Genomic DNA, 25140 nt, shown 5'->3' with positions numbered 1-25140 from the left:
TTAGAGCCGCAGGCCTCGGGGATCCCATCATATGTCGACCTTGACCGACCCGCCGAAAGAGAGTTTTCGGCTGTCTATGCTTATTCACGATACCCGCTATCGTTCGCTGACCTTTCAGGCGATCGCGGCAGTCGTACTTGCCTTGTGTATCTGGTACCTTGGCAACAACCTGATCCAGAACCTGCGGGCTGCAGGTCTCAACATCTCCTACGGTTTCCTTGCCGATCCGGCGGGCTACGATATCAACCAGCGACTGGTTGAATACGACAGCCAGTCCTCGCACGCGCGGGCTGCGCTTGTGGGGGTTCTCAACACCCTGCTGGTGGCCGTTCTGGCCTGTATTACAGCGACGATCTTTGGCGTCATCGCCGGGGTGCTGCGTCTGTCGCAGAACTGGCTCGTGTCCAAGGTGATGGCCGTCTATGTTGAGATCTTTCGCAACATTCCGGTGCTGATCTGGATCATCATCATCTTTACGATCATGACCGCCGTTCTGCCCGGACCACGGGAATTCAGAGGCGATGATGCGACCAGCAGCATGCTGTTTGACGCCTTTGCCTTTACCAACCGGGGGATTTATACGCCGGCGCCGTATTTCGAACGCGGAATTTTTGGCAGTGTGACGCTGAACTGGCTTTTGGTTGTTGCGGTGCTTGTGGGGTCATTCCTTGGCGCGCGCAAGATCAACACCTGGGCAACGGCCAAGCAGGAGGCGACCGGCCTGCGTCCAAACACGCTGCCGATAATCCTCGGGGTCTGGCTGGTTCCTGTGCTGCTGCTGATGCTCATCATGGGGCTGTCGTGGGAGATGCCGGAGCTCAAAGGCTTTAACTTTTCCGGCGGCATCAAGATCGGCGGGCCGTTGATTGCGCTGTGGTTCGCGCTGTCGATCTATACGGGTGCCTTTATCGCGGAAAACGTCCGTTCCGGCATCCAGGCGATTTCTAAAGGTCAATCCGAAGCGGCGGCGGCACTTGGCCTGCGCCAGGGCCGGATCATGAACCTTGTGATCCTGCCGCAGGCGTTGCGGGTGATCATCCCGCCGCTGATTTCGCAATTCCTCAACATCACCAAAAACTCTTCGCTGGCGATTGCGGTGGGCTATGCGGATATCACCGCGACGCTTGGCGGCATCACCCTGAACCAGACCGGTCGGGCCATTGAATGCGTGCTGCTGCTGATGTTGTTCTATCTCACAGCCTCGTTGCTGATTTCGATGGGGATGAACATCTACAACTCCTCCGTCAAGCTGAAGGAGCGCTGAGCCATGACTGATCAGACACAGAATTCTGTCGCATTCGTGGCCGAGTCCATTATCCCGGAATCGCCGCCACCGGCGCGGGAAAGGGGCATCGTCAAATGGCTGCGGGCCAACCTGTTCTCCAATGTCACCAATTCGATCCTGACCCTTGCGACGCTCTGGCTGCTCTACCTGGTGCTGAGCAGCACTTTGCCGTGGATCTTTAACGGGGTCTGGACCACCAGTTCGCTGAATGAGTGCCGCGAAGTGCTCGACGGCAAGGTTGGGGCCTGTTTCTCGGTCCTGACCGAACGCTGGAACCAGCTGCTTTATGGGTTCAAATATCCCTACGACAGCTATTGGCGTCCGAACCTTGCGCTGGTCCTGTTGTTGGTTGCGATTGCACCGGTGCTGTTTTTCGACCTGCCGCGCAAGATGCTGGCCTTCACCGTTATCTATCCCTTCCTGGCCTTCTGGCTGATCTGGGGTGGCACGCTGATGGCGCCGATCGTCGCCTTTGTTGGCTTTGCAGCGGCGGCGGCCTTTTTCCAGCACTTTGGCAAAGGCAGTTTCGCGCTGGGTTTCTTTGGTGCGATTGTGGTGGCCTTTGCGGTCTGGATTTTGGGCGGGATGCTGATCCCGGAAGGCGCGTCGGAGAATGCGATGCTGTCGCCGGTGCCCTCACGGGACCTTGGCGGGTTCATGTTGAACCTGATGCTCGGGGTCACCTGTGTGTCCCTGTCATTGCCGCTGGGCATTGCGCTGGCACTGGGGCGTCAATCGGACATGCCGCTGATCAAATGGGTCTGCGTAGTGTTCATCGAATTCGTGCGCGGTGTGCCCTTGATTACGCTTCTGTTCGTGGCCTCGGTGATGCTGTCGTATTTCTTCCCACCGGAAAGCACCGTGGATCTGTTCCTGCGGGTGGTGATCATGATCACCATGTTCTCCTCGGCCTATATCGCCGAGGTGATCCGGGGTGGTCTCGCTGCCTTGCCAAAGGGACAGTACGAAGCCGCCGACAGCCTTGGGCTTGATTATCCGCAGGCGATGCGCCTGATCATCCTGCCGCAGGCGCTCAAGATCTCCATTCCAGGGATCGTGAACGTCGCCGTGGGCCTGTTCAAGGACACCACGCTGGTTTCGGTCATCTCGATGTTCGATCTGGTCGGCATGATCCGGGGTCCCATCCTCGCCTCCACCGAGTGGAACGGGGTGTACTGGGAACTTCTCGGTGCGGCCGCTGCTCTCTTCTTTGTCGTTTGCTACGGCATTTCTCAATACTCACAGTGGCTTGAGCGTCGTCTCGCCACCGATCACCGCTAAGGAGTTCAACGATGTCTGAACTGGCACTCGACCGCGAAATCGACCGGACCAAGATGCAAGTCTCTGATGAGGTTGCGATCCAGATTTCCAACATGAACAAGTGGTACGGGACATTCCACGTGCTGCGCGATATCAATCTCACGGTGAACCGTGGCGAACGGATCGTCATCGCCGGGCCTTCCGGATCTGGTAAATCCACGTTGATCCGCTGCCTGAATGCGTTGGAAGAGCATCAGGCTGGCAATATCATCGTCGATGGCACTGAACTGTCGAATGACCTCAAGAATATCGACAAGATCCGGTCGGAGGTTGGCATGGTGTTCCAGCACTTCAACCTGTTCCCGCATCTGACGATCCTAGAGAACTGCACGCTGGCGCCGATCTGGGTGCGCAAGACTCCCAAGAAGGAAGCCGAAGAACGGGCGATGCATTTCCTGGAAAAGGTGAAAATCCCGGAGCAAGCCGACAAATACCCCGGGCAGCTGTCCGGCGGCCAGCAACAGCGGGTCGCGATTGCGCGCTCACTCTGCATGATGCCCCGGATTATGCTGTTTGATGAGCCGACCTCGGCTCTGGATCCGGAGATGATCAAGGAGGTGCTCGACACCATGATCGAGCTGGCCGAAGAAGGCATGACGATGCTCTGCGTGACCCATGAAATGGGCTTTGCCCGTCAGGTCGCGAACCGGGTGATCTTTATGGATGCGGGGCAAATTGTGGAACAGAACGAACCGGAAGAGTTCTTTAACAACCCCAAGAGCGAACGGACCAAATTGTTCCTCAGCCAGATCCTCGGTCACTGAGACGTGTTACCAGATTGAGAAAAGGCCGGGCATTGCCCGGCCTTTTCGCTTTTTGCGCGCGGGTCAAGAGGGGGCGCTGCCCCCTTGCGGGCCCTGCAGGCCCGCACCCCCGAGGTATTTGGCAAAAAGGTGAAGGAGAAGGACCGCGCCGCGCAGCGGCGCTATGCCCAACGGGCGGAGCCGCATGTCAATGCGGTGACGACGCGCGGGAGAGCCACCGGTATGTCCTGTCGCGGAATCAGCCGATCCTCTTTCACAATCTGGAGTCTTGGCCCGTGAAACAGGGCGGGCGGCGATTGCTATTCGCCCAGGAGTTCTCGTGGCACCACGAAATCCAGCACCTTGCCGCTGGCGGGTTGGAGGTCACGCCAGTTGGAAATATCGAATTCCACCAGGAGCGTTGCGCCGGTGGGATAGTCTTCGAAACGGGAATGAGAGGGGGGGTGTTTGACGATCTGATGCGCAAACTCCATCAATCCTGGATTGTGTCCCAGAAGCAGGAGCGTTTCGCTTTGCGCCTCTTGCAGGACCTCGAGGATGATCTGTGGTGTGGCGTGATAGAGCCGTTCTGTGAAGATCGCCGGAGCGCTGATTTGCATCAACTCAAAGGTTTCGCGCGTCCGCAGCGCGGAGGAGGAGAGGACCTGATCGGGGAGGCGTGACTGTTCTTGCAGCCAGGTCCCGAGCGCTTCGGCTGAGCGCCGCCCCCGTGCATTGAGCGGCCGTGCATGATCGCTCGGCGCGTTGGTGTTCCAGGCGGATTTGGCGTGACGGGTGAGGATCAGGGTACAGGTCATTGGCGGTGAAAATATCTCATGTGATGGGCCGACTGGGCAGCCTGACGACCGGATCCGGAACTGAGCGGGCAGGCCCGTCGCGCGAGACAGCCCGATGCCATGCACACCGCGCCCGATTGTGTTGCAAGGTGGTCGTGACACGCTGCCAGTTTGTAGGGGCCTGCGTCAACCAATGCGTGTACCGGGCAGGCAGATAGGCAAGGCCGCGCTGCACAGCTTTGGCAGGGAGACTGTGCCAGAGGCGGCACAGGAAAATCGAAAACCTCGTCAAAAAGCAGTGCTCCGCGGTAGGAAATCATCAAACCGACCTCATCATGCACCAGCATCTGCGACGGGGATGTGAAGGCCCGTCCCGATGCAAGAGCCCAGGCGATGAAGGGCGCATGCGGGGGGCCGCCAAAAGGGTAGCGCGGCGTCGCACCAAAGTGGCGGGCCAGAGTTCCGATCCCCCGTTCCGACCAGCGATCCACCGGATCGGGCTGGCCATCGCGGCCTTCGGGCGCGGCGCGCAGGACAGACCAGAATGACCCGGCCGTGCCGATCAGGATCAGCGTACCCTTCGTTGCCTCGGGCACAGAGACACGCGCCGGATGCAGGGCGCCGTAAATCATCAACCCCAGAGGCGTGAGCGCCTTGGCGAGGTCATCATAGGGGGCGGCCCGAAGAGCCGGGGGTGCGGAGGGCGATGGTTCTGACATGGGGCCAGCTAGGCGCATGGCGCGACGCTTGGCAAGCGGTCAGTGATGGCCGATGCAGGCGGATAGTGGCCTCTGCCTAGCCGCGAATCATCGACCCGGCACCGTGGTCGGTGAACAGTTCCAGCAGCACCGCGTTGGGCACCCGCCCATCGACGATGGTACAGGCCCGCACGCCGCCACGCACGGCGTTCACCGCGGTTTCGGTCTTGGGGATCATGCCGCCGGCGATGACGCCCTCTGCGGTCATGGCTTCGACGTCGGCGGCGGTCAACTCCGTCACCACGACGCCCTGGGCGTTCTTGACGCCGGCGACATCCGTCAGCAACAGCAGCCGGTCAGCCTTGAGCGCGGCAGCAACCGCCCCGGCTGCCGTGTCGCCGTTGATATTGAAGGTCTCGCCCTCAAGCCCGGCGCCGATCGGTGCAATCACCGGGATGAATTCCTTTTCGAACAGGTTGCGCAGCATCTCGTCATTGACCTTGGACGGGCTGCCGACAAATCCCAGCGCGGGGTCGGTCATTTCGCAGGTGATCAGGTTGGCATCCTTACCCGATAGGCCGATGCCCCTGCCGCCCTGGGCATTGATTGCCTGAACGATGCGTTTGTTGACCATACCGGAAAGCACCATCTCCACCACTTCCATGGTGGCCTTGTCGGTGACGCGCTTGCCGTTGACGAAATCGGATTTGATCTGCAGCCGATCAAGCAGCGAATTGATCATCGGACCACCGCCATGGACGATGACCGGATTGACCCCGACCTGGCGCAGCAGCACCACATCGCGGGCAAAGCTCTCCATGCCTTCGTCGCTGCCCATGGCGTGGCCGCCGAGCTTGATCACCACGATGGCGTCATCGTAGCGCTGCAAATAGGGCAGGGCGCTCGAAAGGGTTTCGGCAGTGGCAATCCAGTCGCGGTTCATGTCTCGGGTCTTCATCGCTGTCAGGTCCTGAGGCGGCCCGGAAGCCGGGCGCGGGGTGTCATAGGGGTGTTACGCATTTCTCTGCCGCCTGCCAAGGGGAGGATCGGCGTCGCCCCATTGCGGCGCCAGACTGTGGTGCTAGTGTTGCAGGTGCAGAAATACCGTGAAAGGACCTGCTTCATGCGCCGGAAAACCTTGCTTCTGACCGGAGCCAGCCGGGGAATTGGTCATGCAACCGTGCGTCGGTTCAACGCCGAAGGCTGGCGCGTCATCACCTGTTCGCGTCATCCTTTCCCCAAGGAGTGCCCCTGGGGCGGTGGCGAAGAGAATCACGTGCAGCTCGACCTGTCGGATCCGTCGGATACCATCAATGCGGTGGGGGCGATCCAGGACCGGCTGGATGATGGCAAACTGGATGCGCTGGTCAACAACGCTGGGATCTCCCCCAAGGGGCCTAACGGCGAAAGGCTGAGCACTCTGACCACTGACCTGATGGATTGGGCCAAGGTCTTTCACGTGAATTTCTTTGCCTCGGTCGTGCTGGCTCGAGGATTGCGGGACGAACTGGCGGCGGCAAAAGGCGCGGTTGTCAACGTCACCTCGATAGCAGGCAGCCGGGTGCATCCCTTTGCCGGTGCGGCCTATTCCACGTCCAAGGCCGCCTTGGCGGCGCTGACGCGAGAGATGGCGCATGATTTCGGGCCACTGGGGGTGCGCGTCAACGCCATCGCGCCCGGCGAGGTGGAGACGGCGATCCTGAGCCCCGGCACCGAGAAAATCGTCGATCAACTGCCGATGCGGCGGCTGGGCCAGCCATCAGAGGTTGCCGATGCGATCTATTTCCTGTGCTCGGAACAAAGCTCTTATATCTCCGGGACCGAAATCGAAGTGAACGGCGGTCAACACGTCTGAGGCGAGGCTTCCGCAGCCAGAGGGGGCCGCGGAAGCAGGATCATCAGCTGACAGCGCGTTTCAGCAGGGGCAGGTTGGACAGCAACAGAACGTCCAGCGCCAGCACCGCCAGGAGGGTTATCCCCACCAGCGGAAAGGCGAGGGAGGTGAACAGGCCGATCAACACAGCTCCTTTCCAGAACGGCAGATCAGCCGGAAGCGGCGGCGCCGACAGGCGGCCTGCGCGGCTCGGCCGGCGTTTCACCCACATGACCACGCCGGAGACGCAGACAAAGATCACCGACAGGCAGAACAGCGTGTTCAGCACAATGTTCCACAGCCCCATGTCGCCCTCGTGCAGGGCGATGCCCACGGCCATGGACTTGCCCGCCAGCGAATAATCGGCAAAGCCCACATCGGCGAGGATCTTGCCGGTGAACTGGTCGATATGCACCGTGCGGTCACAGGTGGGGCAATGGCTGTCGTTGCTCATGCTGTCCTGATTGATGGTATAGACGCCCGCGTCGTCGCGTGGAAACACGATCCGGAAGCGACCCTCATAGCCCAGGGCGCGGGCCAGCGCGGCGATACTGTCGCCCGTGACGGGGGTGCCTTCGGGCAGGCCGGTGAGACCGGCGTCAGAGCCGGATTCCGGCATCAGGGTCTGTTCCAGTGCCCAGGGCACGTCCTTGGTGGCACCGTGGTTCATATGACCGGCGTGGGTGGTGTCCGACAGCGGGACGGCCTCCCATTTCTGCGCCGGGAAGGTGGACCAGGCCTGCACGAAGCGTTCGCCCCAGATCCCGGCCCAGGACAGGCCGGAGAGCAGGAACAACACCAGCAGGATGGAGATATAGACCCCGACCACCGCATGAAGGCTCTTCCACAGGGCACGTCCCCTGGCGGCCAGACGCGGCACAAAGGCCGATTTCCAATCGTCGCGCGGCCACCAGAGGTAGAGACCGGTCAGAACCAGCACGATGGCCAGCCCGGCGGCAATCTCGATCATCCGGTCTCCGGTGGTGCCGATCAGCAGCGTGCCGTGGATGTCCTGCAGAAAATCGTACCAGCCGGCCCGGCGGTCCCAGGTCTCCACCACATCGGCGGAATAGGGATCAACTGCGATCATCCGGTTGCCCCCCTCGACGGCGACACGCACCACGGCAGCGCGATCCTCGGCCTTGGGGCCGATCCACTCGACCAGGGTCGATCCGGGCATTGCCTCCAGCGCGGCCTGCGTCTGCACCGCGATGGGCTGCACGGTTTCGCCAACAGGAACGGAGACATATTCCCCGTCCCGGCCGTCAAAGACGGAGATATACATCATGCTGAGACCGGTGATGGCCAGCATGATCAGAAACGGGATCACGTATAGCCCGGCGTAGAAATGCCAGCGCCAGGCGGCGAAATAAAACTTTTGCGACAGGTTTTTGGCGGCGGAGCTGTGGTCCGCGCCGACGGTTTGGCTGTTTGCCATTGGAAATTCTCCAGACCAGAGGAAATGCGGCCCCGAAGGGTCCGCGTCATCAGAAGGGGTTCAACGATGGGTCAGGAGAGGGCGGGCGGGCCGCGGGCGTCATATTGCCAGTAAAACCCGGCTGTGTGGTGGGTGAAGGGGGCGCGGAACCACAGGTCCTGCTCGCGCCCCATCAGCGGCAGGGGGCGTTCACCGGGCACAAAGGCAACCGGACCATAGAGCCCGAACGAACAGCTCTGCGCGTCGCTCTGGTGGTCGTCTTGCGGGACGGGGGATTGCTGCGGGTCGCTGTCGTCCAGGGACACCCAGCGTTCTTGGGGGCCATCGCCGGTACAAAGTACCAGCAGCACCTTGCCGTCCTGATCACTCGACGGCATCCAGCCTGCGGGGATCAGCCCGGCCAGGACAATGGCCAGCAGGCCAAGATATGGAACCAGCCGTTTCAGAACCTAGTCCAGATGCGCGATGATGGATCGCAGGGTCGCGATGCCGTCGCCTTTTTCTGACGACGTCAGCACCAGTTCGGGATAGGCGGCCGCGTGTTTGGACAGCGCCGCGCGCACCTGTTCCAGAACTTTCGCGCGGTCCTTTTCCTTGACCTTGTCAGCCTTGGTCATGACCACCTGAAAAGTGACGGCGGCGCTATCAAGCAGCGACATGATTTCTTCGTCGACGGATTTGACGCCGTGGCGGCTGTCGATCAGCACAAAGGCGCGGCGCAGGGTCTGACGGCCCGACAGATATTGCTTGAGCAGCTTTTGCCACTTTTCCACAACGGCGAGCGGCGCATTGGCATAGCCATAGCCGGGCAGGTCGACGAGGTAGAGTTCGGGGCTTTGCACAAAAAAGTTGATCTCCTGCGTGCGCCCCGGCGTGTTGGAGGCCCGCGCGACGCCTTTGGTCCCGGTCAGCGCATTGATCAGCGACGATTTCCCGACGTTCGACCGTCCGGCAAAGCAGACCTCGATCCGGTCGGCAGGGGGCAGGCCGGACATGGCGACCACGCCCTTCAGGAATTCCGACTGCCCGGCAAACAGCTTGCGCCCGGTTTCCAGGGCAAATGTGTCGGGTTCTTCAGCGAGCGGAAAGGGCAGTTGCATCGGGGTGGCCTTATGACTGGCGGTTAGGCCCTAACTACCATTGGCGCAGTCAGGGTCACAATGGAAAATGCCGCGCAGAGGGCGCGGCATTTCAGGTCCTGCGTAAAAGCGTTACTTTTCGGCGTTTTTTTCTTTGCGCTTGAAGCTTTTGCGGATGTTGCCGAACACATCCGGCGAATAGCCGTGGCTGCGCATGATCAGGTACTGTTGCGAGAAGGTGATCACGTTGTTGGTGATCCAGTACACCACCAGCCCGGAAGCAAAGCCGCCCAGCATGAACATGAAGACCCAAGGCATCCAGGCAAAGATCAGCGCCTGGGTTTCATCCGTCGGGGCCGGGTTCAGCTTTTGCTGCAGCCACATGGAAATCCCCAGCAGGATCGGCAGGATGCCGATGAACGCCAGGGCCAGGATCGAATCCGGTGCCGGTGCCCCCCAGGGCAGCAACCCGAAGAGGTTGAACAAGGAGGTCGGATCAGGCGCGGACAGATCGCTGAAGGGGCCAAAAAAGGCCGAATGGCGCAGTTCAAGCGTGACGAAGATCACTTTGTAGAGCGAAAAGAAGATCGGGATCTGGATCAGGATCGGCAAACAGCCCGCAGCCGGGTTCACTTTTTCCCGCTTGTAGAGCTCCATCATCTCCTTCTGGACCTTTTGACGGTCATCGCCTGCGCGTTCGCGCAGTTTTTCCATCTCGGGCTGCAATTCCTTCATCCGCGCCATGGAGGCGTAGGACTTGTAGGCCAGCGGGAACACAAGGATTTTCAACAGGAAGGTCAGCGCGATGATCGCCACACCCATGTTGCCGATGGCGGCATTCAGCCAGTGCAGCACGGCAAAGATCGGCTTGGTGAAGAAGAAGAACCAGCCCCAGTCGATGCTGTCGAGGAAGCCTTCGATGCCGCCGCGTTCGTAGTCGCGGATCGCGGCCCATTCCTTGGCCCCGGCAAAGAGCTGGGTGTTGGCGCTGGTGCTTTCGCCCGCCGCCAGCGTCACGGTCGGCAGCACCACGTCGGTCTGGTAGATGTCGCGGCGTTCGTCGTATTTGGCAATCGCGCGGAAGGCATCACCGGGCGCGGGGATCAGCGTGGACATCCAGTAGTGACCTGTAAATCCGATCCAGCCGTTTTCGGTCACGGCGGTCACCTGCGCACGCGAGCCATCGCGCGGGTCGGGATCGAGGTCGGTCATGTCGTCATAGTCGATCTCGGACAATTCGCCATCGGCCATGCCGACGACGCCCTCGTGGAGAATGAAGAAATTCTCCAGGTTCGCAGGTTCGCCGTGGCGCGCGAGCGTGCCGTAAGGGGCGAGCGCCACCGAGGCATCTCTGGTGTTGGTGACCGATTGCGAAACCGAGAACATGTAGTCCTCATCAATCGAAATCTCACGCGCAAAGGTCAGGCCCTTGCCATTGTCCCAGGTCAGGGTGACCGGACTGTCGGGCGTCAGGGTTGCGCCCTCGGCGGCCTGCCACAGGGTGTTGGCGCCGGGCACGTCGTCGATGCCAAGCCCGGTTCCAGGCGCCCAGCCAAACAACGCGTAATAGGCATTGGGCTGACCGGCGGGAGAGAGCAGCGTCACGATGGGCGAATCGTCGTCCTGAGTTTCACGGTAATCTTTCAGCTGCAGATCGTCGATCCGGCCGCCGAGAAGCGAGATCGAGCCCACCACACGGGGGGTGTCGATCGACAGTCGCGGCGCGTCCTGTGGATCCTGGGTCACAAGCCCGGCCGCGCCTTCGCTGGCGGCGATGCCCGCGCTTGGCGCGGTGGCAGGCGTGCCCGTGGCGCCGGTCTGGGGCGCGGTCTCGCTGATCTCGACACCTGGTTCCGGAGCCGTTTCCGGCGGCGGAAAGAAGGCGTACCAGCCGAGGAGAACCACCGCGCTCAGGGCAGTTGCGAGAAGTAGATTCTTGTTCTGATCGTCCATCTGGACCGCCACCTCATGCATGCTAAGACAGGGTGTGGTTCAACAGAGGTCGGTCGGGAAGGTCAAGGGAAATCCGGCTGCCTGCGACCACTCACCCCCGCGAATCCCCAAAAAACATGGGGAATTTTGTCTGTCCTCAATTGGGGACCGTCTTTGTCGTGCGGGGATGGCGGGTTCGGAGGGCGCGGCCCGGACAGCGCTCGTGGCGCATGGGGCACCGAGAATGTTTCAAAGGGACGCGTGCGATTTGCCGTACAGATGCCGAAACGGAATTTTTCCTGAGCCTGAGCCTGAGCCTGAGCCTGAGCCTGAGCCTGAGCCTGAGCCTGAGCCTGATGGTGACCGGGTGGGACTGGGCCGCCCCCCCGCGCATAGTCTTGGCTGAGAGGCCGCAGCGCGATTGGTGTGTGGCGGCTCAGTGCCGCTGGCGGCCGATCAAGGGAGCGTCCTGAAGCTTTGCCTCATGGCTGATGACCCAATCCAGGGTCTGGTCGAAGGGCATCGGGCGACCGATCCCGAACCCCTGAACATGATCGCAGCCCAGTTGCGCCAGCAAGGCGTGTTCGCCGACGGTTTCCACACCCTCTGCGAGGGTCTTCAGCTCCAGGCGTTCGGCCATGGTCAGAATGGCGGCGATCAGTTTTTGCTGTTCCGGATCGTGGTCGGATTTGGTCACAAAAGAGCGGTCGATCTTGATGCGAGAGACGCGAAACCGCCGGACCGAGGCGATCGATGCATGGCCGGTGCCAAAATCATCCAGATCGATGTGACATCCCATTTCGCCGAGCGCGGTGATGTTGCGCGCCACAACTTCGTCCGGTTGGTCGGTCATGACGGTTTCCAGAACCTCGACCGTCAGCCGGTCCGCCGTGAGGCCAAACCGGTCCAGCTCCCACCGGATGCGGTTGATCAGGGCGGGGTCGCGCAACTCATCCGTGGCGAAGTTGACGCCGACGGACGGGACTTTCAATCCGGCGGCATCCCAGGATTTGATCGCGGTGAGGGCCTGTTGCACCATTTGCTGGCTGAGTTTCTGCAACAACCCGGCCTGCTCCAGCGCGGGCAGGAAGGCAGAGGGCGGGATCATGCCCTTGACGGGGTGACACCAGCGCGCCAGCGCCTCAAACCCCGAGACACGGCCGGTATCGGTGCTGATCTGTGGCTGAAACCAGGCCTGGATCATGCCGTTTTCAAGGGCCGCTGCCGCGTCTTCCATCAAATCGTCGCCGCGATGAAGGTGGACGGGGGTGTCGCTGGAATAGGCGCGAATGCTGGACGGGCCGACGCCGATCGCCTCATCCAGTGCCGCAACCGTGCATTCAAGCCAATTTCCCGGCGCGCCTTTGGGGGCGCGGTGGCGCTGGCACATCCCAATGGAGCAGGAAACGAACAGCGATGTGCCATCGACGCCGATGGGCTCTTCGACCGCGACCTGGATCCGACCGGCAAGCTGAATGCAGAGTTCCAGGTCCAGTTGCAGAATCGGGGTCAGGCAAATCGCAAAACGGTTCCGCCCGATCCGCGCGACGGTATCGCGATGCCGCAGGGCTGATCCAATCCGTTCGCCGCAGCGCTGCATCACGATATCACCGGCGTCCTGCCCGTGGGCGGCGACCAATTCGTCGAAATCGTCGATCTCGATGACCAGCAGAGCGGATTTCAGGCCGCTGTCTTCGGTGCGCTCAAAAACGGTTTTGACATGCGCTTCAAAACCGGAGGACAGCATCAGCCCGGTGAGGCCGTCGCGCCCGGCCGGGCGGACCTCGGAGCGGGAAAAACCACCGAGCAGTGCGAACAGAAGCGGCAGACCCAATGCCGCCGCCAGCAACGCCGTCTCGCCGCCGAACCAGAAGGCGCCAAGTGTCAGAGCAGGCAGAAAGGCCAGGATTGGCGGCCCAAAAACCACTTGTGCGATCCCGTCCCTGATCCGATTTAGGAAACGTGAATTCGGGAATTTCATAGCGGTGGGACCTTTCGACTTCGCCGGTGGCTCTGGCCAAGACTAGGTCCGGGGTCTGACTGGGGAGTTAACGCGGAGGCGCGATTCCCTCAGATTCCGTCAGATCATCGAAATTTTTAAGTGTCAGCCCTGCAAAATCAAAGAGTTTGGGGTCCAGAAGGTGCGACGGACGCGCATTCATCAGGGCCCGGAACATCACCTGTCGCCGTCCGGGACTGTTTGATTCCCACCCGTCGAGGATCTGTTTGACCTGCTGGCGCTGCAGCCCGTCCTGGCTGCCGCAAAGGTCACAGGGGATGATCGGGTAATCCATCGCGCGCGCAAATTTCTCGCAATCGGCCTCCGCAACATGGGCGAGCGGGCGATAGAGAAACAGGTCGCCCTCTTCGTTGACCAGTTTCGGTGGCATGGTTGCAAGCCGCCCGCCGTGGAAGAGGTTCATGAAGAAGGTTTCAAGGATATCGTCCCGGTGATGGCCCAGAACCACCGCCGAGCAGCCCTCCTCCCGCGCAATCCGGTAGAGGTTGCCGCGGCGCAGACGCGAGCACAGGGCGCAAAACGTACGCCCGGCCGGGATCTTGTCCATCACGATGGAATAGGTGTCCTGATACTCGATCCGGTGGGGCACCTGCCGCTGGGTGAGGAACTCCGGCAAGACAGTCGCGGGAAATCCGGGTTGCCCCTGGTCAAGATTGCAGGCCAACAGGTCGACCGGCAGCAGGCCGCGCCATTTCAGCTCGTAGAGAACCGCCAAAAGGGTGTAGCTGTCCTTGCCACCTGACAGGCAGACAAGCCATTTGGGAAGCGAGCCATCCTCGCGCCGCTCCACCATGCCATAGCTCTCGATCGCTTCGCGGGTGTTGCGCACGATGCGTTTGCGGAGCTTTTTGAACTCGGTTGTTTGGGGGGCGCCCTGAAAGAGCGGATGAATATCATCAGTATCGGTGTCCAGCATGGTTTGCCGCGTAGCGCCTGTCTGCGCCGTTGCCAAGTAAAACCTGTGCAAATGCAGCCGGAAGCATCGTAAATGCCGCTGTCGTGATGGCACCGGTGGCGCCAGGCGCGTTACAGACGATCCTGTCGATGGCCTTTGCCGCTGGCGCGATCATGGTCAGGGTCGCTGCCGGGCACCGGATCGTAGCCGGATCCGCCAAGCGGATGGCATCGCCCGATCCGGCGGATCATCAGCCAGCTGCCCCGGATGGGCCCATGCCGCTCCAACGCATCCAGCGCATAGGCAGAGCAGGTCGGCTGATAGCGACAATTGAATCCCACCCAGGGGCTGAAAATCAGCCGGTAGCCGCGAACCGGCAGGGCGATAAGGTGGGCAATCAGGTGCATGACATTGGAAATAGGCGAGCGCCGGGGGCAGCGCAACCACGCCGCGTCAGCGGCGCCGGGCCCAACGGGATGGACGCAGACATGCGGCCCTCCGCGGCGGGAGAGGCCCCCGTTCCGGTCTCATCCGCCGTGAATGCGGCGCAGGGCGTAAAGGAAGTCTTTCTGCAATTGCTCGAAGGGGCGTGTGGTGGTCTCGCCCGCCCGGCCGATCAGCACATAATCCCAACCCGGCCGCCCATGGTCCTTCAGCAGCAAGCGGGCCACTTCACGCAGGCGGCGCTTGGCCCGGTTGCGGGTGACGGCATTGCCGACTTTCTTGGAGCAGGTATAGCCAACGCGAAACGGGGCGTCGTCGTCCCGACGGCGTCCCTGCACCATCATGCTTTGGGTGCCTTGCTTGCGTGCTCGCGCCGCCGCGACAAAATCGCGCCGTTTGGTCAGGGTGACCATGCCCGCCCGGATCTTCGGAGCAGGTGCGGCACTGCCGGATGTCCCGCCGCGCTGCGCAGGGGCGGGCAAAACGGAAACCGCCGGAGGCGTGTTCCCCTGGTCAGCGATGCCGTCCATGGGAGCCTCCGGCGGTTTCATATCCGTCAGGAATACTGGGGCGCGAATTTACGCGCTCAGTTCCTTGCGGCCGCGTGCGCGGCGTGCGTTCAGGATTTTGCGGCCTGCCTTGGTGGCCATGCGCGCACGGAAGCCGTGGCGGCGTTTGCGAACCAGGTTCGAAGGCTGATAGGTGCGTTTCATCGCTCCGGTCTCCAAATGCTAACGTCGGGTCTGGCGCGGAATCGCACCCCCGGGGTCTATCTCGAAGCCCGGTCTCTAGACCCCCGCTGCTCTCCTGTCAAACCCATTGGCCCAGATTTCCGCGCCAAGCGCCACATTTCTGTTAAATAGCACCGTTTGAGTTGGATTGCCGGCCGACAGCGCGGCCTGTTCGGGGCGCAAAATCTCTGCCTGCGGGAATCATCCGGGCGAAATATTACAATTGGCAGCCTTGAGCCGCTATATGCTCACGTTTCCGCGCAGATCTTTCAAGCGCCCGTGAGGACGGAGCCGCCCCCCTCGTCAACACCCCATCTTCGCCGCTAGTGCTGTCAGGCGCGGCCAGAAGGAACCGATATGAGGAGTAAGCCGATTTCCAGGGACGACCCCGGTGCAAAATCAAATGACAACCGCGATGACAAACCCAAGGGCGTGTTGCGCCATCTGCCGCTCATCGGGATCGCTGTTGTGGCAGGCGTCGGCGCGCTGACGCTGCAGGATGTGTTGTCCTTTGACACGCTGCGCGACAACCGCGAGGCGCTGTTGGCCTATCGCGACCAGCATTTTGGCGCGATGATTTTGGGGTTCCTTGCGCTCTACATCGCCATTGTTGCCTTGTCCCTGCCCGGCGCGGCCGTGGCTTCGGTCACGGGCGGGTTCCTGTTCGGCCTCGGGGCAGGGGTCGCCCTCAACGTCGTGGCGGCGACCCTCGGAGCGATGGCAATCTTCCTTGCGGCGCGCTGGGGGCTTGGGGCGATGCTCGCGGCCAAGATGAAGACGGGTCAGGGGCGCATCCGGCATGTGCAGCAGGCGTTGCAGGAGACCGAGATCGAAGTGCTGTTGCTGCTGCGTCTGGTGCCGGCGGTTCCCTTTTTCGTCGCGAACCTGTTGCCTGCGCTGGTTGGTGTTGGGGCCTGGAATTTTTTCTGGACGACGGCTGTGGGGATCGTGCCGGGGGCGCTTGTCTTTACCTGGATCGGGGTCGGGCTGGGCGATGTCTTTGACCGTGGCGAGACCCCGGATCTGACTCTTTTGTGGGCACCGCATGTGATCGGGCCGATTCTGGGGCTGTGCGCCCTGGCGGCCTTGCCGATCCTGATCAAAGCGCTCCGTGGCAAATCAAAGGTATGACCATGACTCCTATCAAATGTGACCTCCTTGTGATTGGCGCCGGGTCTGGCGGGCTGTCCGTGGCCGCCGGGGCCAGCCAGATGGGCGCCGATGTGGTGTTGCTGGAATCGCATGACATGGGCGGTGATTGCCTGAATTCGGGCTGTGTCCCGTCCAAGGCCCTGCTGGCCTGCGCAGGACGCACCCATGTGCTTGCCGATGCGGCCCTGGCCGGTGGCGTCGATCATCTGCCACCGGTCGACTACGGTGCGGCGATGGATCATGTCCGCGACGTGATCGAAACCATCGCGCCGGTCGACAGCCAGTCCCGGTTCGAAGGGCTGGGCGTGCGGGTGATCCGCCAACGGGGCCGGTTCATTGGCCGGTCTGAGGTCGCAGCCGGCGACACCCGCATCACCGCGCGGCGCATCGTCATTGCCACCGGGTCGCGCCCGTCCGTGCCGCCGATACAGGGTCTGGAGGACGTGGCCTATCTGACCAATGAAACCCTCTGGGCACTGCGCCAGCGGCCAGAGCATCTGATCATCGTCGGCGGCGGGGCCATTGGCATGGAAATGGCGCAGGCCCATCTGCGTCTGGGCTGCCGGGTGACCGTGGTCGAGGCGGATCGCGTGTTGTCGCGCGAAGACCCCGAGGCCGCGGCCCTTGTGACAGAGCAGCTGCGTCAGGACGGCGCCGACATTCTCGAACAGACCTCCGCCACCGGGCTGCGTCAGACGGCGGATCAGATCACGCTCACCACCGGCACGGGACAACAGATAACTGGCTCGCATCTCTTGATCGCGGTCGGGCGGCGCGCCAACGTCGAGGATCTCGGGCTTGAGCACGCCGGCGTGGAAACCACCAAGACCGGGATCAAGGTCGACGCGCGCCTGCGCAGCACCAATCCGAAGGTCTATGCCATCGGGGATGTCGCGGGGCAGGGGCAGTTTACCCATCTGGCCGGCTATCAGGCCAGTGTCATCCTGCGGTCGCTGCTGTTTGCGCTGCCAGCGCGCGCCAGGGCCGACCACATCCCACGGGCCATCTATACCGATCCGGAGCTGGCCCAGGTCGGCCTGCCCGAGGCAGAGGCGCGCCAGCGGTACGGCGCCCGGATGGAGGTCGCCCGTGTGGATTACAGCCACAACGACCGCGCCATCACCGGCGGCCAGACCAAGGGTTTTATCAAGGTGATGGTGGTGCGCGGGCGGCCGGTGGGGGCCACGGTGGTCGGTCATCAGGCGGGCGAGCTGATCGCCACCTGGTCGCTAGCCATCGCCAACCGCCTGAAGATGAGCCAAATTGCCGCAATGGTTGCGCCTTATCCAACAATTGCAGAGCTTAACAAACGGGTCGCGGGTGCGTATTTCTCCCCGAGACTATTTGAGAGTTCCGTCATAAAACGGGGTGTTCGGCTGGTGCAGGACTGGATAGCCTGAGGCAAAACGGGGGCCTATGTTAAACACGCTTTCGGGCAGATTTCTGATCTTGACGACGGTCTTCGTGATGTTGGCCGAAGTGTTGATCTTTGTCCCCTCCATCGCCCGCTTCCGGCAGGACTATCTGGAAGACCGGCTGGAACGGGCGCAGATCGCCTCGCTGGCCTTGCTGGCGGACGACATGCTGGACGGCGAGCTGGAAAAGGAGCTGCTGGCCAACGCCGGGGTCTACAACGTGGTGCTGCGGCGGGACGAGATGCGTCAGCTGGTGCTGTCCTCCCCGATCCCACATCCGATCGCGGCGACCTTTGACCTGCGTGATGCGGGGGCGGTGACCCTGATCCGGGACGCGCTGAAACGGCTGGCGAACCCCAAGAACGAGATCGTCCGGGTGATCGGCGCGCCGGTGCGCGATGCCGGGCTGCTGATCGAAATCACGATCGAGACCGCGCCGCTGCGCGAGACGATGATCGACTACGGGCTGCGCATCCTGGTGCTGTCGGCGGTGATCTCGGTTCTGACGGCGGTGTTGTTGTTCGTGGCGGTGCGTATGGTGCTGGTGAAGCCGATCAAGGGGGTGATTGGCTACATGCAGCGCTATGCCGCCGCGCCCGAAGACGCGCGCGGCATCATTACGCCCAAGGCCGGGGTGATCGAACTGCGCGAAGCCGAAGAAGCATTGCAAAAGCTGCAAATCGAGCTGACCCACGCCCTGAAACAGCGCGAGCGTCTGGCCCAGCTTGGCGGCGCGGTTGCCAAAATCAGCCATGATCTGCGCAATATCCTGACCTCGGCACAGTTATTCACCGACCGGATCGAGATGAGCGAGGACCCGTTGGTCCGGCGGCTGGCGCCCAAGCTGGTCAATTCGATCACCCGCGCCGTGTCCCTGTGTGAAGGCACGCTGGCCTTTGGCCGCGCCGAGGAACCCGCTCCGACCTTTGGCCGGGTCTGCCTGCACGAAATCGTCGATGATGTGGCCGAGGGCGAAAACCTGGTCACGTCAGAGGCGGCAGTGGAGATCATCAACGCGGTGCCGCGGCCGACGATGATCCGATGCGACAAGGAACAGATCTTTCGCGTAGTGATGAACCTGGTGCGCAACGCGCGTCAGGCGATTTCCGCCACCGGCCGCGAGGGTCAGATCACCGTATCCCTGCACGAAACCGAGGACGCGTGGTGGATTTCGGTGGCCGATACCGGGCCCGGCCTGCCGAAAAAGGCTCAAGACAACCTTTTCACCCCGTTTCAGGGCGGCGCGCGCAAGGGCGGCTCCGGCCTCGGGCTGGCCATTGCGGCCGAGCTGGTCAAAGGCCACGGCGGCCATCTGGATCTGGGCCGAACCGGGCCCGACGGCACCGTGTTCGAGGTCTGCCTGCCGAAAGGGGACGGCGCGTTGTGATGGCGCCTCTGGCGGTGAGTTGCGCCGCTGGGGTGTATCGATGAATCGTGAGGGAGCGCGGCCGCGCCGACCCGCGCAACTATTTTCGCGTTTTGGGGTTGCGCCTCTCTCTGGGCGGGGGTAAATCCCGCCCCTAGTGGACCGATAGCTCAGCTGGATAGAGTACTTGACTACGAATCAAGGGGTCGGGGGTTCGAATCCTCCTCGGTCCGCCACTTCCCAAAATTGCAACGCCGCATAGGGTTGGCCCTGATGGTCTTGGGGTGCCCTTGTTATCATCGGGTTGCCCCTGATGTCATCGCCCGTGGCGAGGCTGTCCCGACCTGGACAGCTGTCATTCGCGGCAAGGGAGCGGGCGTCTGTTAGCTGTCGGATTGGCGTGGTTTCTGGCCGGTTCAGATCCAGCCGCCCAGGCGGCCCTTTCGCGTCGTTCTTGCAAAATGATGTCACGCCTGCTATCCAGAGCACCACTTTCATGGAGATTTTATGCCACGGTAATGTGGGGAGGCAGCGCGCCCTCCCAGTGCAAAGCGGATCAGATTGCGACGCGGACCTTTCGTCTGCGCATGACGCTTTGTTATCTAAAGTGACATATTATTGCCCAGGCGCTCGCCTGTGACCGAACATGAAAGTTCACACCAATGACACGGGACTATTCCCATTTCCTTCCCCCGGCCGGTGACGGGGACACCACGCCCTCTGCGCGATCCGGTTTGGCTGCGCTGGGCTGGCAGCCCTTTTTTGCGCAACAGATCGGCATCGAGGACCTGACCAAAACGCCGCCGGTGCGGGTGGTCGAGGTGCACCGCAACGGGTTGCATATTCTCGGGGACGGCGTTGATCAGCTTGTCCCGCCAGGGCCGGCCGCCACGGTGGGCGACTGGCTGCTGCTCGATAAGGACCAGCCGACAGAGAGCGCCGTGCTGCACCGCAAAAGCCTGTTCAAACGGCGGGCGCCGGGAACGGATCGGCGGCTGCAGCTGATTGCCGCCAACGTCGATACCGCCTTTATCGTTACCTCCTGCAATCAGGATTTCAACCTGGCGCGGCTGGAACGCTACGTGGCGCTGGCCTTTGAGGCGGAGGTGACGCCGGTGATCATTTTGACCAAGTCGGATCTTTGCGACGATCCCAGCTCTTTTGAGCAGGCCGCGTCGACACTGTCCGAACGGGTGTTGGCCCTGTCGATCAATGCGCTTGGGCCGGAGCCGCGAACAAAGCTGCGGGAGTGGTGCAAGCCGGGCCAGACAATTGCGTTTCTCGGGTCCTCGGGGGTTGGAAAATCCACCCTGGTCAACGCCCTGATGCAGGATCAGCGGGTGGAAACCGCGCCGATCCGTCAGGAGGACGGAAGGGGGCGGCATACCACCACCCGGCGGCAGCTTTACTTTCTGCCAAATGGGTGTGCTATTCTGGATACGCCCGGAATGCGCGAGATCCAGTTGGCGGATGTGCAAAAGGGCATTGCCGATGTGTTCGACGATCTGGCGGCACTGGCAGAGAATTGCCGCTTCAACGATTGCATGCATCAGACCGAACCGGGCTGCGCCATCCAGCTTGCGGTGAAAAATGGCGATATTCCCCAGGATCGCCTGCGGCGTTGGACCAAACTTGTTGCGGAGGAGCGGTTCAATGCCACCTCTCTGGTCAGGCGGAAATCCGAAGGCAAGGCCCTGCGCAAAACCATCCGGGCGCTCCAGAAGAGAAATCAAAAGTAAAACAACGATCCCACGACACGACACCAGCGTCACCAAGGCGCTGGTGTCGATCTGAAACAGGTCAATACGCGCTGTCGCTGCCGTCCGCTGCCGCAAGGCGCACGACCGCGGGGGGACCCCATCTGGATTTATCGCCATGGTCGGGCATGCGATTGGCGGATCGTTTCTTGTCCCCGCGCGCCGTGGTCAGGGCCCTGGACTTGTATGGTCGTGTCTGGGGGGGGGCAGCATAGAAGGACAGCCTTTGGCGGGTCAGATCGGAGCCGCGACATGGTGCCGACGGGGTTGTCACAAAAAATTTGCGATCCCGCCGTTTTCGACTTGCACCGAACTGCCCGGACCACTACACCGCCGCTCAGTGGACCGATAGCTCAGCTGGATAGAGTACTTGACTACGAATCAAGGGGTCGGGGGTTCGAATCCTCCTCGGTCCGCCACTTCCCTTGAAATTGAATGTCAGCCGGAATTGACCGAAGCGTCATGACCCAAGCCAATAACTGTCGACCGAATGTGTCGGCGTGCGCTGTCATGACCCGGTTCGGTCGCCAGCCGTCAGCGCGCGGGCGCTGACAGTCCGGTTTCAGTTGAAGCTCCAGAACAGCGGGATCAGCAGCACCGAGATTGCGCCCACGATCAGGTTCATCGGCACGCCAACCCGCAGGAAATCCGAAAAGCGATAGCCGCCCGCCGTATAGACCAGCGTGTTTGTCTGGTAGCCGATCGGCGTCGCGAAACTTGCGGAGGCTGCGAACATCACCGCCACCACAAAGGGGCGCGCATCAATGCCCAGCCCCTGCGCGAGGCCAATGGCGATGGGGGTCATCAGGACGGCAACGGCGTTGTTGGTCACAAGCTCCGTCAGCACCGAGGTGACCGCGTAGATCAGCGCCAGCGCCACCCAGGGGCCAAGGGTGGCCAGCACCGGCGCCAGCGCCGCGACGATCATGGTGACCGCGCCGCTCCGGTCGAGGGCGGTGCCGATCACCAACATGGATACGATCAGGATCAGCAGTGGCCCGTCGAGCGCCGCCAGTCCTTCCTCCGCTTCGATGCAGCCGGTGACAAGCACCAGGGCGGCACCGATCAGGGCAAGGGCCAGGATGGGCGCGACGTCAAAGGCCGCAAGGGTCACAACCCCGAGCAGGATCAGGGCCGCCAGCGGCGCCTTGGCGCGGCGAAACGCACGGACGGCGTGCGGCGCCAGCGCGGTAAGGCGCTGATCCTCCAGCAACCGGTCGAGATCGTCGGGCGCGCCCTCGATCAGCAAGGTATCCCCGACCACAAGTCGCGTCGTCTCCAGCCGCCCGTCAAGCGCCATGCCCCGGCGGTGCAGCGCCACCGGATAGACGCCAAAACGCCGCCGCCAGCGGGTCGTTGCAAGGGTGCGCCCGATGGCTTTGCAGCCCGGACCGACCAACACTTCGAGCATCTGCGAGGGCCGCATCTGCCCCGGTTGCGCCCGTGGCAGGGCGGCGCCTTTTACCGTGCCTTCGCGAAAGGCGGCCAGTTCCGTGTCGCGGGTCTTGACCACGACGATATCGCCGGCCGCCAGCCGGACCTCGCTCAGGGCGCGGCGCAGTGACATGTCGCCGCGCAAGACGTCGATGACGCGGACCTCGGCCCGCGAAAACGCCGGCACGGCCAGCGGCGGCTGCCCGATCAGCGGCGAGCCTTCGGGGATAAAGACATCCGCCAGCCACGCCCTCTGCGCGCGCCCTGATATGGCGCTGACCGTGGTGCGTTCCGGCAGCAGGTGTTTGCCGAATACGGCCAGGAACCCGCCGCCGGCCAACGCAACCAAAAGCCCAAGCGGGGCCAGATCAAACAGGCCGAAGGGGGCCAGACCCGCCTCCCGCGCGACCCCATCGACCAGAAGGTTGGTCGAGGTCCCGATCAGCGTCACGGTGCCGCCAAGGATCACCATATAAGAGAGCGGGATGAGCAGCCGGGAGGGCATATTGCCGGTCTGCTGGGCCAGTCCGATGGCGACGGGGATCAGGACCATCACCACCGGCGTATTGTTGAGAAACGCCGAGGCCAAGGCGGCGGCCGCGAAAAAGGCCAGCAGCGCCAGCGTCGCATTCCGCGATGACAGCACCGAAAGACCGGAGATCAGCATCTCCAGCGTGCCGGTGCGCACCAGGGCGGCGCTGAGCACGAACATCGCCGCGATGGTGGCGGGGGCGGGGTTGGCCACCGCCTTGAGCACATCGTCGGTGCCGACCAGGCCAAGCGCCAGCGCGGTCATCGCGCCGACAAAGGCCACCAGGAACGGCGGGTATCGTTCGCTCACGAAGGCGGTAAAGACCGCCGTCACCAACAGCAGGGCCAGACCGGGCGCGAGACCCGGTGTGGCACCCGCCGCAATCGCCGCCGCGATCATCCGAGCGCGCCGCCTTTTTGAAACAGCCCCGCGATGGCGTCGACCCGCGGGGATTGCGGCTGCGACAGGACCGGCGCGGCGGTCAACGGGTTTTCCAATCTGCGATAGGTGGCACGAACAGTGGCGCGAAAGACCAGCACTGTCGCCAGCGCGGTGACGACGCCAACCAGATCCATGCCAAGCATGGACAGCCAGTGCTGGCCAAAATCACCCCCCGCACTGACCGTCGTCCAGAGCCCAAGCAGCGCCGTGGCCGCCGCCAGTGGCCAAAGCCCGGTGAGCAGGGACAGCAGGATCATGGCGAGACTCTCGCTGCGCAACCAGCTGCGGGGATGCGACAGGATATTGCAGGAATAGATCGCGCAGACGAGGCCGAGCGACATCAGACCCGTGGAAAATGCTGCGAGATGGAGCATGGTAGGACCTCTTCAAAAATGTTGCAGGAACGTCATCGGGCCACTGTCCGGGGCCGGTCGGTTTGCGACGAAGGGCGCACAAGGGGCAGGGCAGGCCCGGCCCATCTGCGCGGCGGGGACCGACATCTCCCGGCGTGGTATGGCGTGGTATAAGGGGGAAACGCTCGGCCAGACCGCCGCGATCCCTGACAGGATCACAGACGTGCAGGCGTCACTGCGCCACTCCGGAGTTTTCAAGATTTACCCTCATCGCCCCGCATGGTCGGGGGCGTGACGACCGTCCGTCCCAGCCGACGCGGGAGGGGCGCTGAAACGCGACCCCGAGACGTCTTTGACGGGCCTTCGAGATATATATCTCGGCCTCAATCGGCGCAATGGGGGATCTGCGGCGGACCGGTGAAATCTTGCCTGCCGGGCCGGTTGGCCTGGGGGAGGGCGCGCTCCGGCTGTGGGGCTTCAGGGCCAGTCGGCAAAGGAGATTTCTTCGGAGCGGGTGCGCCAGAGCGGGGTGAAGGTGCGGCGAAACTGACCGGGGGGCAAATTCTCGTGACGGCGAAAGAACCGGGTGAAATAGGCGGCATCGCTGAACCCGAGTTTGTAGCCCACCTCGGCCACCTGCAGATTGGTGGTGACCAGCAGCGCCTTGGCCTCCTCCATCAATCGCCGCTGCAGATGCTGATGCGGCGGGATGCCGATAGCGCGCCGCACCGCTTCGTTCAGCCGATCACGCGAGACACCGATCCGGCGGGCATATTCGCCAACGGTCCAGTGGTTCTGCAGATGCAGCTCGACCAGGTTGAGGAAGCTGTCGGAAATCCGGTGCGGTTGCGGTTCGGTGGCCTGAAGCGGCGGTGCGGCGGCGCGCCAGATCTCGATCAGCAGCAGGGAAACACAGTGATGCAGCACGGTTTCGCTTCCCGGAGCCATTTCGCGCAGTTCGGTTTCGACCTTTGCAAACAGGGCGACAAAGGCCGCGATCATCGGTTGTGACAGATCCGACAGGAATATCCTCCGGCTTACCACCTGGCGCACATGCGCCGCGATCACATCCGTTGGCAGGGCGCGGCCAAGGGTGCGTTCGGGCATGCGGATCAGAAAGCCCCGGGTCCCGGCGGTCAGGGCCAATCGCGTCGACCACCCCGTTGGGGCCCAGATCAGGCAGGGACCGATCACATCCCGCTCGACCTCGTCGGAAATGAACGTCCCCCGCCCGGCGGCGAGCAGGACAAAGACCGATCGCCCGCCCGAGGTGGCATATTCGGTGGCGGTCAGGGCGCTCTTGATGCGCTCGGCCTGAATGGTCTGACGGTCCATGCGCGGGGCCTGTCCTTTGTTCGGGATCTCAGTTCCGTCAAAAGTACAATTATTCCCTCAAAATGTCTATTATCCTGTCGGCGGTGACGGCGTACGGTTG

Annotated in this window: 23 protein-coding genes and 2 tRNA genes; 10 read left to right on the top strand and 15 right to left on the bottom strand. The window is 62.5% G+C overall.

Translation table 11 applies throughout. The features are described from left to right. Positions 1-31: 31 nt before the first annotated feature. From TRIHO_RS14875 to TRIHO_RS14865, 3 genes are read left to right on the top strand one after another with little or no spacing between them, the layout of a single operon-like run. Entirely contained in the window at positions 32-1264 is a 1233-nt protein-coding gene (locus TRIHO_RS14875; protein ID WP_068245311.1) for an amino acid ABC transporter permease, read from the top strand. Between the two features lie 3 nt (positions 1265-1267). Further along, on the top strand, positions 1268-2566 hold the full coding sequence (locus TRIHO_RS14870; RefSeq protein WP_068245308.1) for an amino acid ABC transporter permease: 1299 nt from the start codon (positions 1268-1270) through the stop codon (positions 2564-2566). A gap of 11 nt (positions 2567-2577) precedes the next feature. Beyond that, a complete protein-coding gene (locus tag TRIHO_RS14865; RefSeq protein WP_068245306.1) occupies positions 2578-3369 on the top strand; it encodes an amino acid ABC transporter ATP-binding protein in 792 nt (263 codons plus the stop codon). Between the two features lie 299 nt (positions 3370-3668). On the opposite strand, the gene TRIHO_RS14855 is transcribed toward TRIHO_RS14865, so the two are convergent. The 3 genes from TRIHO_RS14855 to argB all read right to left on the bottom strand — a co-directional run bounded on the left by TRIHO_RS14855 (position 3669) and on the right by argB (position 5801). Next, positions 3669-4166, bottom strand: a complete 498-nt coding sequence (locus tag TRIHO_RS14855) for a SixA phosphatase family protein (protein ID WP_068245301.1) — start codon at positions 4164-4166, stop codon at positions 3669-3671. Then, the gene (locus TRIHO_RS14850) at positions 4163-4864 is read right to left on the bottom strand and encodes a ferredoxin (RefSeq protein ID WP_068245298.1); all 702 of its coding nucleotides are present in this window, start codon (positions 4862-4864) and stop codon (positions 4163-4165) included. Before TRIHO_RS14850 ends, TRIHO_RS14855 begins: the two co-directional genes overlap by 4 nt. Before the next feature lie 76 nt (positions 4865-4940). Beyond that, on the bottom strand, positions 4941-5801 hold the full coding sequence (gene argB, locus TRIHO_RS14845) for an acetylglutamate kinase (RefSeq protein WP_068245295.1): 861 nt from the start codon (positions 5799-5801) through the stop codon (positions 4941-4943). A 165-nt stretch (positions 5802-5966) separates the two neighbouring features. Between argB and TRIHO_RS14840 the strand changes: the two genes are divergently transcribed. Further along, positions 5967-6698, top strand: a complete 732-nt coding sequence (locus tag TRIHO_RS14840) for an SDR family NAD(P)-dependent oxidoreductase (protein WP_068245293.1) — start codon at positions 5967-5969, stop codon at positions 6696-6698. Between the two features lie 43 nt (positions 6699-6741). Here the strand turns inward: TRIHO_RS14840 and TRIHO_RS14835 are convergent, their stop codons facing one another. The 9 genes from TRIHO_RS14835 to rpmH form a co-directional block, all read right to left on the bottom strand. Next, positions 6742-8154 carry a PepSY-associated TM helix domain-containing protein gene (locus TRIHO_RS14835; RefSeq protein WP_068245291.1) on the bottom strand — a complete coding sequence of 471 codons (1413 nt, stop codon included), beginning with the start codon at positions 8152-8154 and terminating at the stop codon, positions 6742-6744. A 71-nt stretch (positions 8155-8225) separates the two neighbouring features. Further along, positions 8226-8531: a DUF2946 family protein gene (locus TRIHO_RS14830; protein ID WP_068245288.1), complete on the bottom strand. Its 306-nt coding sequence runs from the start codon at positions 8529-8531 to the stop codon at positions 8226-8228. 72 nt (positions 8532-8603) lie between these two features. Beyond that, complete coding sequence (gene yihA, locus TRIHO_RS14825) at positions 8604-9254, bottom strand: ribosome biogenesis GTP-binding protein YihA/YsxC (RefSeq protein WP_068245285.1); 651 nt, start codon at positions 9252-9254, stop codon at positions 8604-8606. A 111-nt stretch (positions 9255-9365) separates the two neighbouring features. Further along, positions 9366-11186: a membrane protein insertase YidC gene (gene yidC / locus TRIHO_RS14820; RefSeq protein ID WP_068245433.1), complete on the bottom strand. Its 1821-nt coding sequence runs from the start codon at positions 11184-11186 to the stop codon at positions 9366-9368. Between the two features lie 415 nt (positions 11187-11601). Beyond that, complete coding sequence (locus TRIHO_RS14815) at positions 11602-13146, bottom strand: putative bifunctional diguanylate cyclase/phosphodiesterase (protein WP_068245281.1); 1545 nt, start codon at positions 13144-13146, stop codon at positions 11602-11604. A gap of 67 nt (positions 13147-13213) precedes the next feature. Continuing rightward, positions 13214-14101 (bottom strand): tRNA 2-thiocytidine(32) synthetase TtcA, encoded by an 888-nt coding sequence (gene ttcA, locus TRIHO_RS14810; RefSeq protein WP_068245278.1) that lies wholly within the window; start codon positions 14099-14101, stop codon positions 13214-13216. Positions 14102-14211: 110 nt separating this feature from the next. Then, complete coding sequence (gene yidD / locus TRIHO_RS14805; protein ID WP_068245275.1) at positions 14212-14487, bottom strand: membrane protein insertion efficiency factor YidD; 276 nt, start codon at positions 14485-14487, stop codon at positions 14212-14214. Between the two features lie 120 nt (positions 14488-14607). Then, positions 14608-15054 carry a ribonuclease P protein component gene (rnpA, locus tag TRIHO_RS14800; RefSeq protein ID WP_408646192.1) on the bottom strand — a complete coding sequence of 149 codons (447 nt, stop codon included), beginning with the start codon at positions 15052-15054 and terminating at the stop codon, positions 14608-14610. Positions 15055-15102: 48 nt separating this feature from the next. Continuing rightward, positions 15103-15237, bottom strand: a complete 135-nt coding sequence (gene rpmH / locus TRIHO_RS14795; protein ID WP_008554144.1) for a 50S ribosomal protein L34 — start codon at positions 15235-15237, stop codon at positions 15103-15105. 375 nt (positions 15238-15612) lie between these two features. Here rpmH and TRIHO_RS14790 point away from each other — a divergent pair, with 375 nt between their 5' ends. From TRIHO_RS14790 to TRIHO_RS14765, 6 genes are all read left to right on the top strand, one after another. Continuing rightward, positions 15613-16386, top strand: coding sequence for a TVP38/TMEM64 family protein (locus TRIHO_RS14790; RefSeq protein ID WP_082705153.1), 774 nt, complete (start codon positions 15613-15615; stop codon positions 16384-16386). A 2-nt stretch (positions 16387-16388) separates the two neighbouring features. After that, on the top strand, positions 16389-17807 hold the full coding sequence (locus tag TRIHO_RS14785) for a dihydrolipoyl dehydrogenase family protein (protein ID WP_068245427.1): 1419 nt from the start codon (positions 16389-16391) through the stop codon (positions 17805-17807). A 16-nt stretch (positions 17808-17823) separates the two neighbouring features. Beyond that, positions 17824-19209, top strand: a complete 1386-nt coding sequence (locus TRIHO_RS14780) for a sensor histidine kinase (RefSeq protein WP_068245268.1) — start codon at positions 17824-17826, stop codon at positions 19207-19209. 138 nt (positions 19210-19347) lie between these two features. Next, a tRNA-Arg gene (locus TRIHO_RS14775) sits at positions 19348-19424 on the top strand. Between the two features lie 426 nt (positions 19425-19850). After that, positions 19851-20927, top strand: coding sequence for a ribosome small subunit-dependent GTPase A (gene rsgA, locus TRIHO_RS14770; protein ID WP_068245264.1), 1077 nt, complete (start codon positions 19851-19853; stop codon positions 20925-20927). Between the two features lie 360 nt (positions 20928-21287). After that, positions 21288-21364, top strand: a tRNA-Arg gene (locus TRIHO_RS14765). Positions 21365-21507: 143 nt separating this feature from the next. Here TRIHO_RS14765 and TRIHO_RS14760 read toward each other — a convergent pair. The 3 genes from TRIHO_RS14760 to TRIHO_RS14745 form a co-directional block, all read right to left on the bottom strand. Beyond that, positions 21508-23310 carry an SLC13 family permease gene (locus TRIHO_RS14760; RefSeq protein ID WP_068245260.1) on the bottom strand — a complete coding sequence of 601 codons (1803 nt, stop codon included), beginning with the start codon at positions 23308-23310 and terminating at the stop codon, positions 21508-21510. Beyond that, positions 23307-23726, bottom strand: coding sequence for a hypothetical protein (locus tag TRIHO_RS14755; RefSeq protein ID WP_068245258.1), 420 nt, complete (start codon positions 23724-23726; stop codon positions 23307-23309). Before TRIHO_RS14755 ends, TRIHO_RS14760 begins: the two co-directional genes overlap by 4 nt. Positions 23727-24182: 456 nt before the next feature. After that, positions 24183-25040, bottom strand: a complete 858-nt coding sequence (locus TRIHO_RS14745) for a helix-turn-helix domain-containing protein (RefSeq protein ID WP_068245252.1) — start codon at positions 25038-25040, stop codon at positions 24183-24185. Between the last annotated feature and the right edge of the window lie 100 nt (positions 25041-25140).

Source organism: Tritonibacter horizontis (assembly GCF_001518015.1).
In the GTDB taxonomy this organism is placed as follows: domain Bacteria; phylum Pseudomonadota; class Alphaproteobacteria; order Rhodobacterales; family Rhodobacteraceae; genus Epibacterium; species Epibacterium horizontis.
The sequence above is the reverse complement of the archived record's forward strand: the minus strand, read 5'-3'. Positions and strand labels throughout refer to the sequence as shown.

Coding starts and splice junctions, on each gene's coding strand:
- TRIHO_RS14875 (WP_068245311.1), top strand. CDS start 32: ATGTCGACCTTGACCGACCCGCCGAAAGAGAGTTTTCGGCTGTCTATG.
- TRIHO_RS14870 (WP_068245308.1), top strand. CDS start 1,268: ATGACTGATCAGACACAGAATTCTGTCGCATTCGTGGCCGAGTCCATT.
- TRIHO_RS14865 (WP_068245306.1), top strand. CDS start 2,578: ATGTCTGAACTGGCACTCGACCGCGAAATCGACCGGACCAAGATGCAA.
- TRIHO_RS14855 (WP_068245301.1), bottom strand. CDS start 4,166: ATGACCTGTACCCTGATCCTCACCCGTCACGCCAAATCCGCCTGGAAC.
- TRIHO_RS14850 (WP_068245298.1), bottom strand. CDS start 4,864: ATGTCAGAACCATCGCCCTCCGCACCCCCGGCTCTTCGGGCCGCCCCC.
- argB (WP_068245295.1), bottom strand. CDS start 5,801: ATGAAGACCCGAGACATGAACCGCGACTGGATTGCCACTGCCGAAACC.
- TRIHO_RS14840 (WP_068245293.1), top strand. CDS start 5,967: ATGCGCCGGAAAACCTTGCTTCTGACCGGAGCCAGCCGGGGAATTGGT.
- TRIHO_RS14835 (WP_068245291.1), bottom strand. CDS start 8,154: ATGGCAAACAGCCAAACCGTCGGCGCGGACCACAGCTCCGCCGCCAAA.
- TRIHO_RS14830 (WP_068245288.1), bottom strand. CDS start 8,531: ATGCCGTCGAGTGATCAGGACGGCAAGGTGCTGCTGGTACTTTGTACC.
- yihA (WP_068245285.1), bottom strand. CDS start 9,254: ATGCAACTGCCCTTTCCGCTCGCTGAAGAACCCGACACATTTGCCCTG.
- yidC (WP_068245433.1), bottom strand. CDS start 11,186: ATGGACGATCAGAACAAGAATCTACTTCTCGCAACTGCCCTGAGCGCG.
- TRIHO_RS14815 (WP_068245281.1), bottom strand. CDS start 13,146: ATGAAATTCCCGAATTCACGTTTCCTAAATCGGATCAGGGACGGGATC.
- ttcA (WP_068245278.1), bottom strand. CDS start 14,101: ATGCTGGACACCGATACTGATGATATTCATCCGCTCTTTCAGGGCGCC.
- yidD (WP_068245275.1), bottom strand. CDS start 14,487: ATGCACCTGATTGCCCACCTTATCGCCCTGCCGGTTCGCGGCTACCGG.
- rnpA (WP_408646192.1), bottom strand. CDS start 15,054: ATGGACGGCATCGCTGACCAGGGGAACACGCCTCCGGCGGTTTCCGTT.
- rpmH (WP_008554144.1), bottom strand. CDS start 15,237: ATGAAACGCACCTATCAGCCTTCGAACCTGGTTCGCAAACGCCGCCAC.
- TRIHO_RS14790 (WP_082705153.1), top strand. CDS start 15,613: ATGAGGAGTAAGCCGATTTCCAGGGACGACCCCGGTGCAAAATCAAAT.
- TRIHO_RS14785 (WP_068245427.1), top strand. CDS start 16,389: ATGACTCCTATCAAATGTGACCTCCTTGTGATTGGCGCCGGGTCTGGC.
- TRIHO_RS14780 (WP_068245268.1), top strand. CDS start 17,824: ATGTTAAACACGCTTTCGGGCAGATTTCTGATCTTGACGACGGTCTTC.
- rsgA (WP_068245264.1), top strand. CDS start 19,851: ATGACACGGGACTATTCCCATTTCCTTCCCCCGGCCGGTGACGGGGAC.
- TRIHO_RS14760 (WP_068245260.1), bottom strand. CDS start 23,310: ATGATCGCGGCGGCGATTGCGGCGGGTGCCACACCGGGTCTCGCGCCC.
- TRIHO_RS14755 (WP_068245258.1), bottom strand. CDS start 23,726: ATGCTCCATCTCGCAGCATTTTCCACGGGTCTGATGTCGCTCGGCCTC.
- TRIHO_RS14745 (WP_068245252.1), bottom strand. CDS start 25,040: ATGGACCGTCAGACCATTCAGGCCGAGCGCATCAAGAGCGCCCTGACC.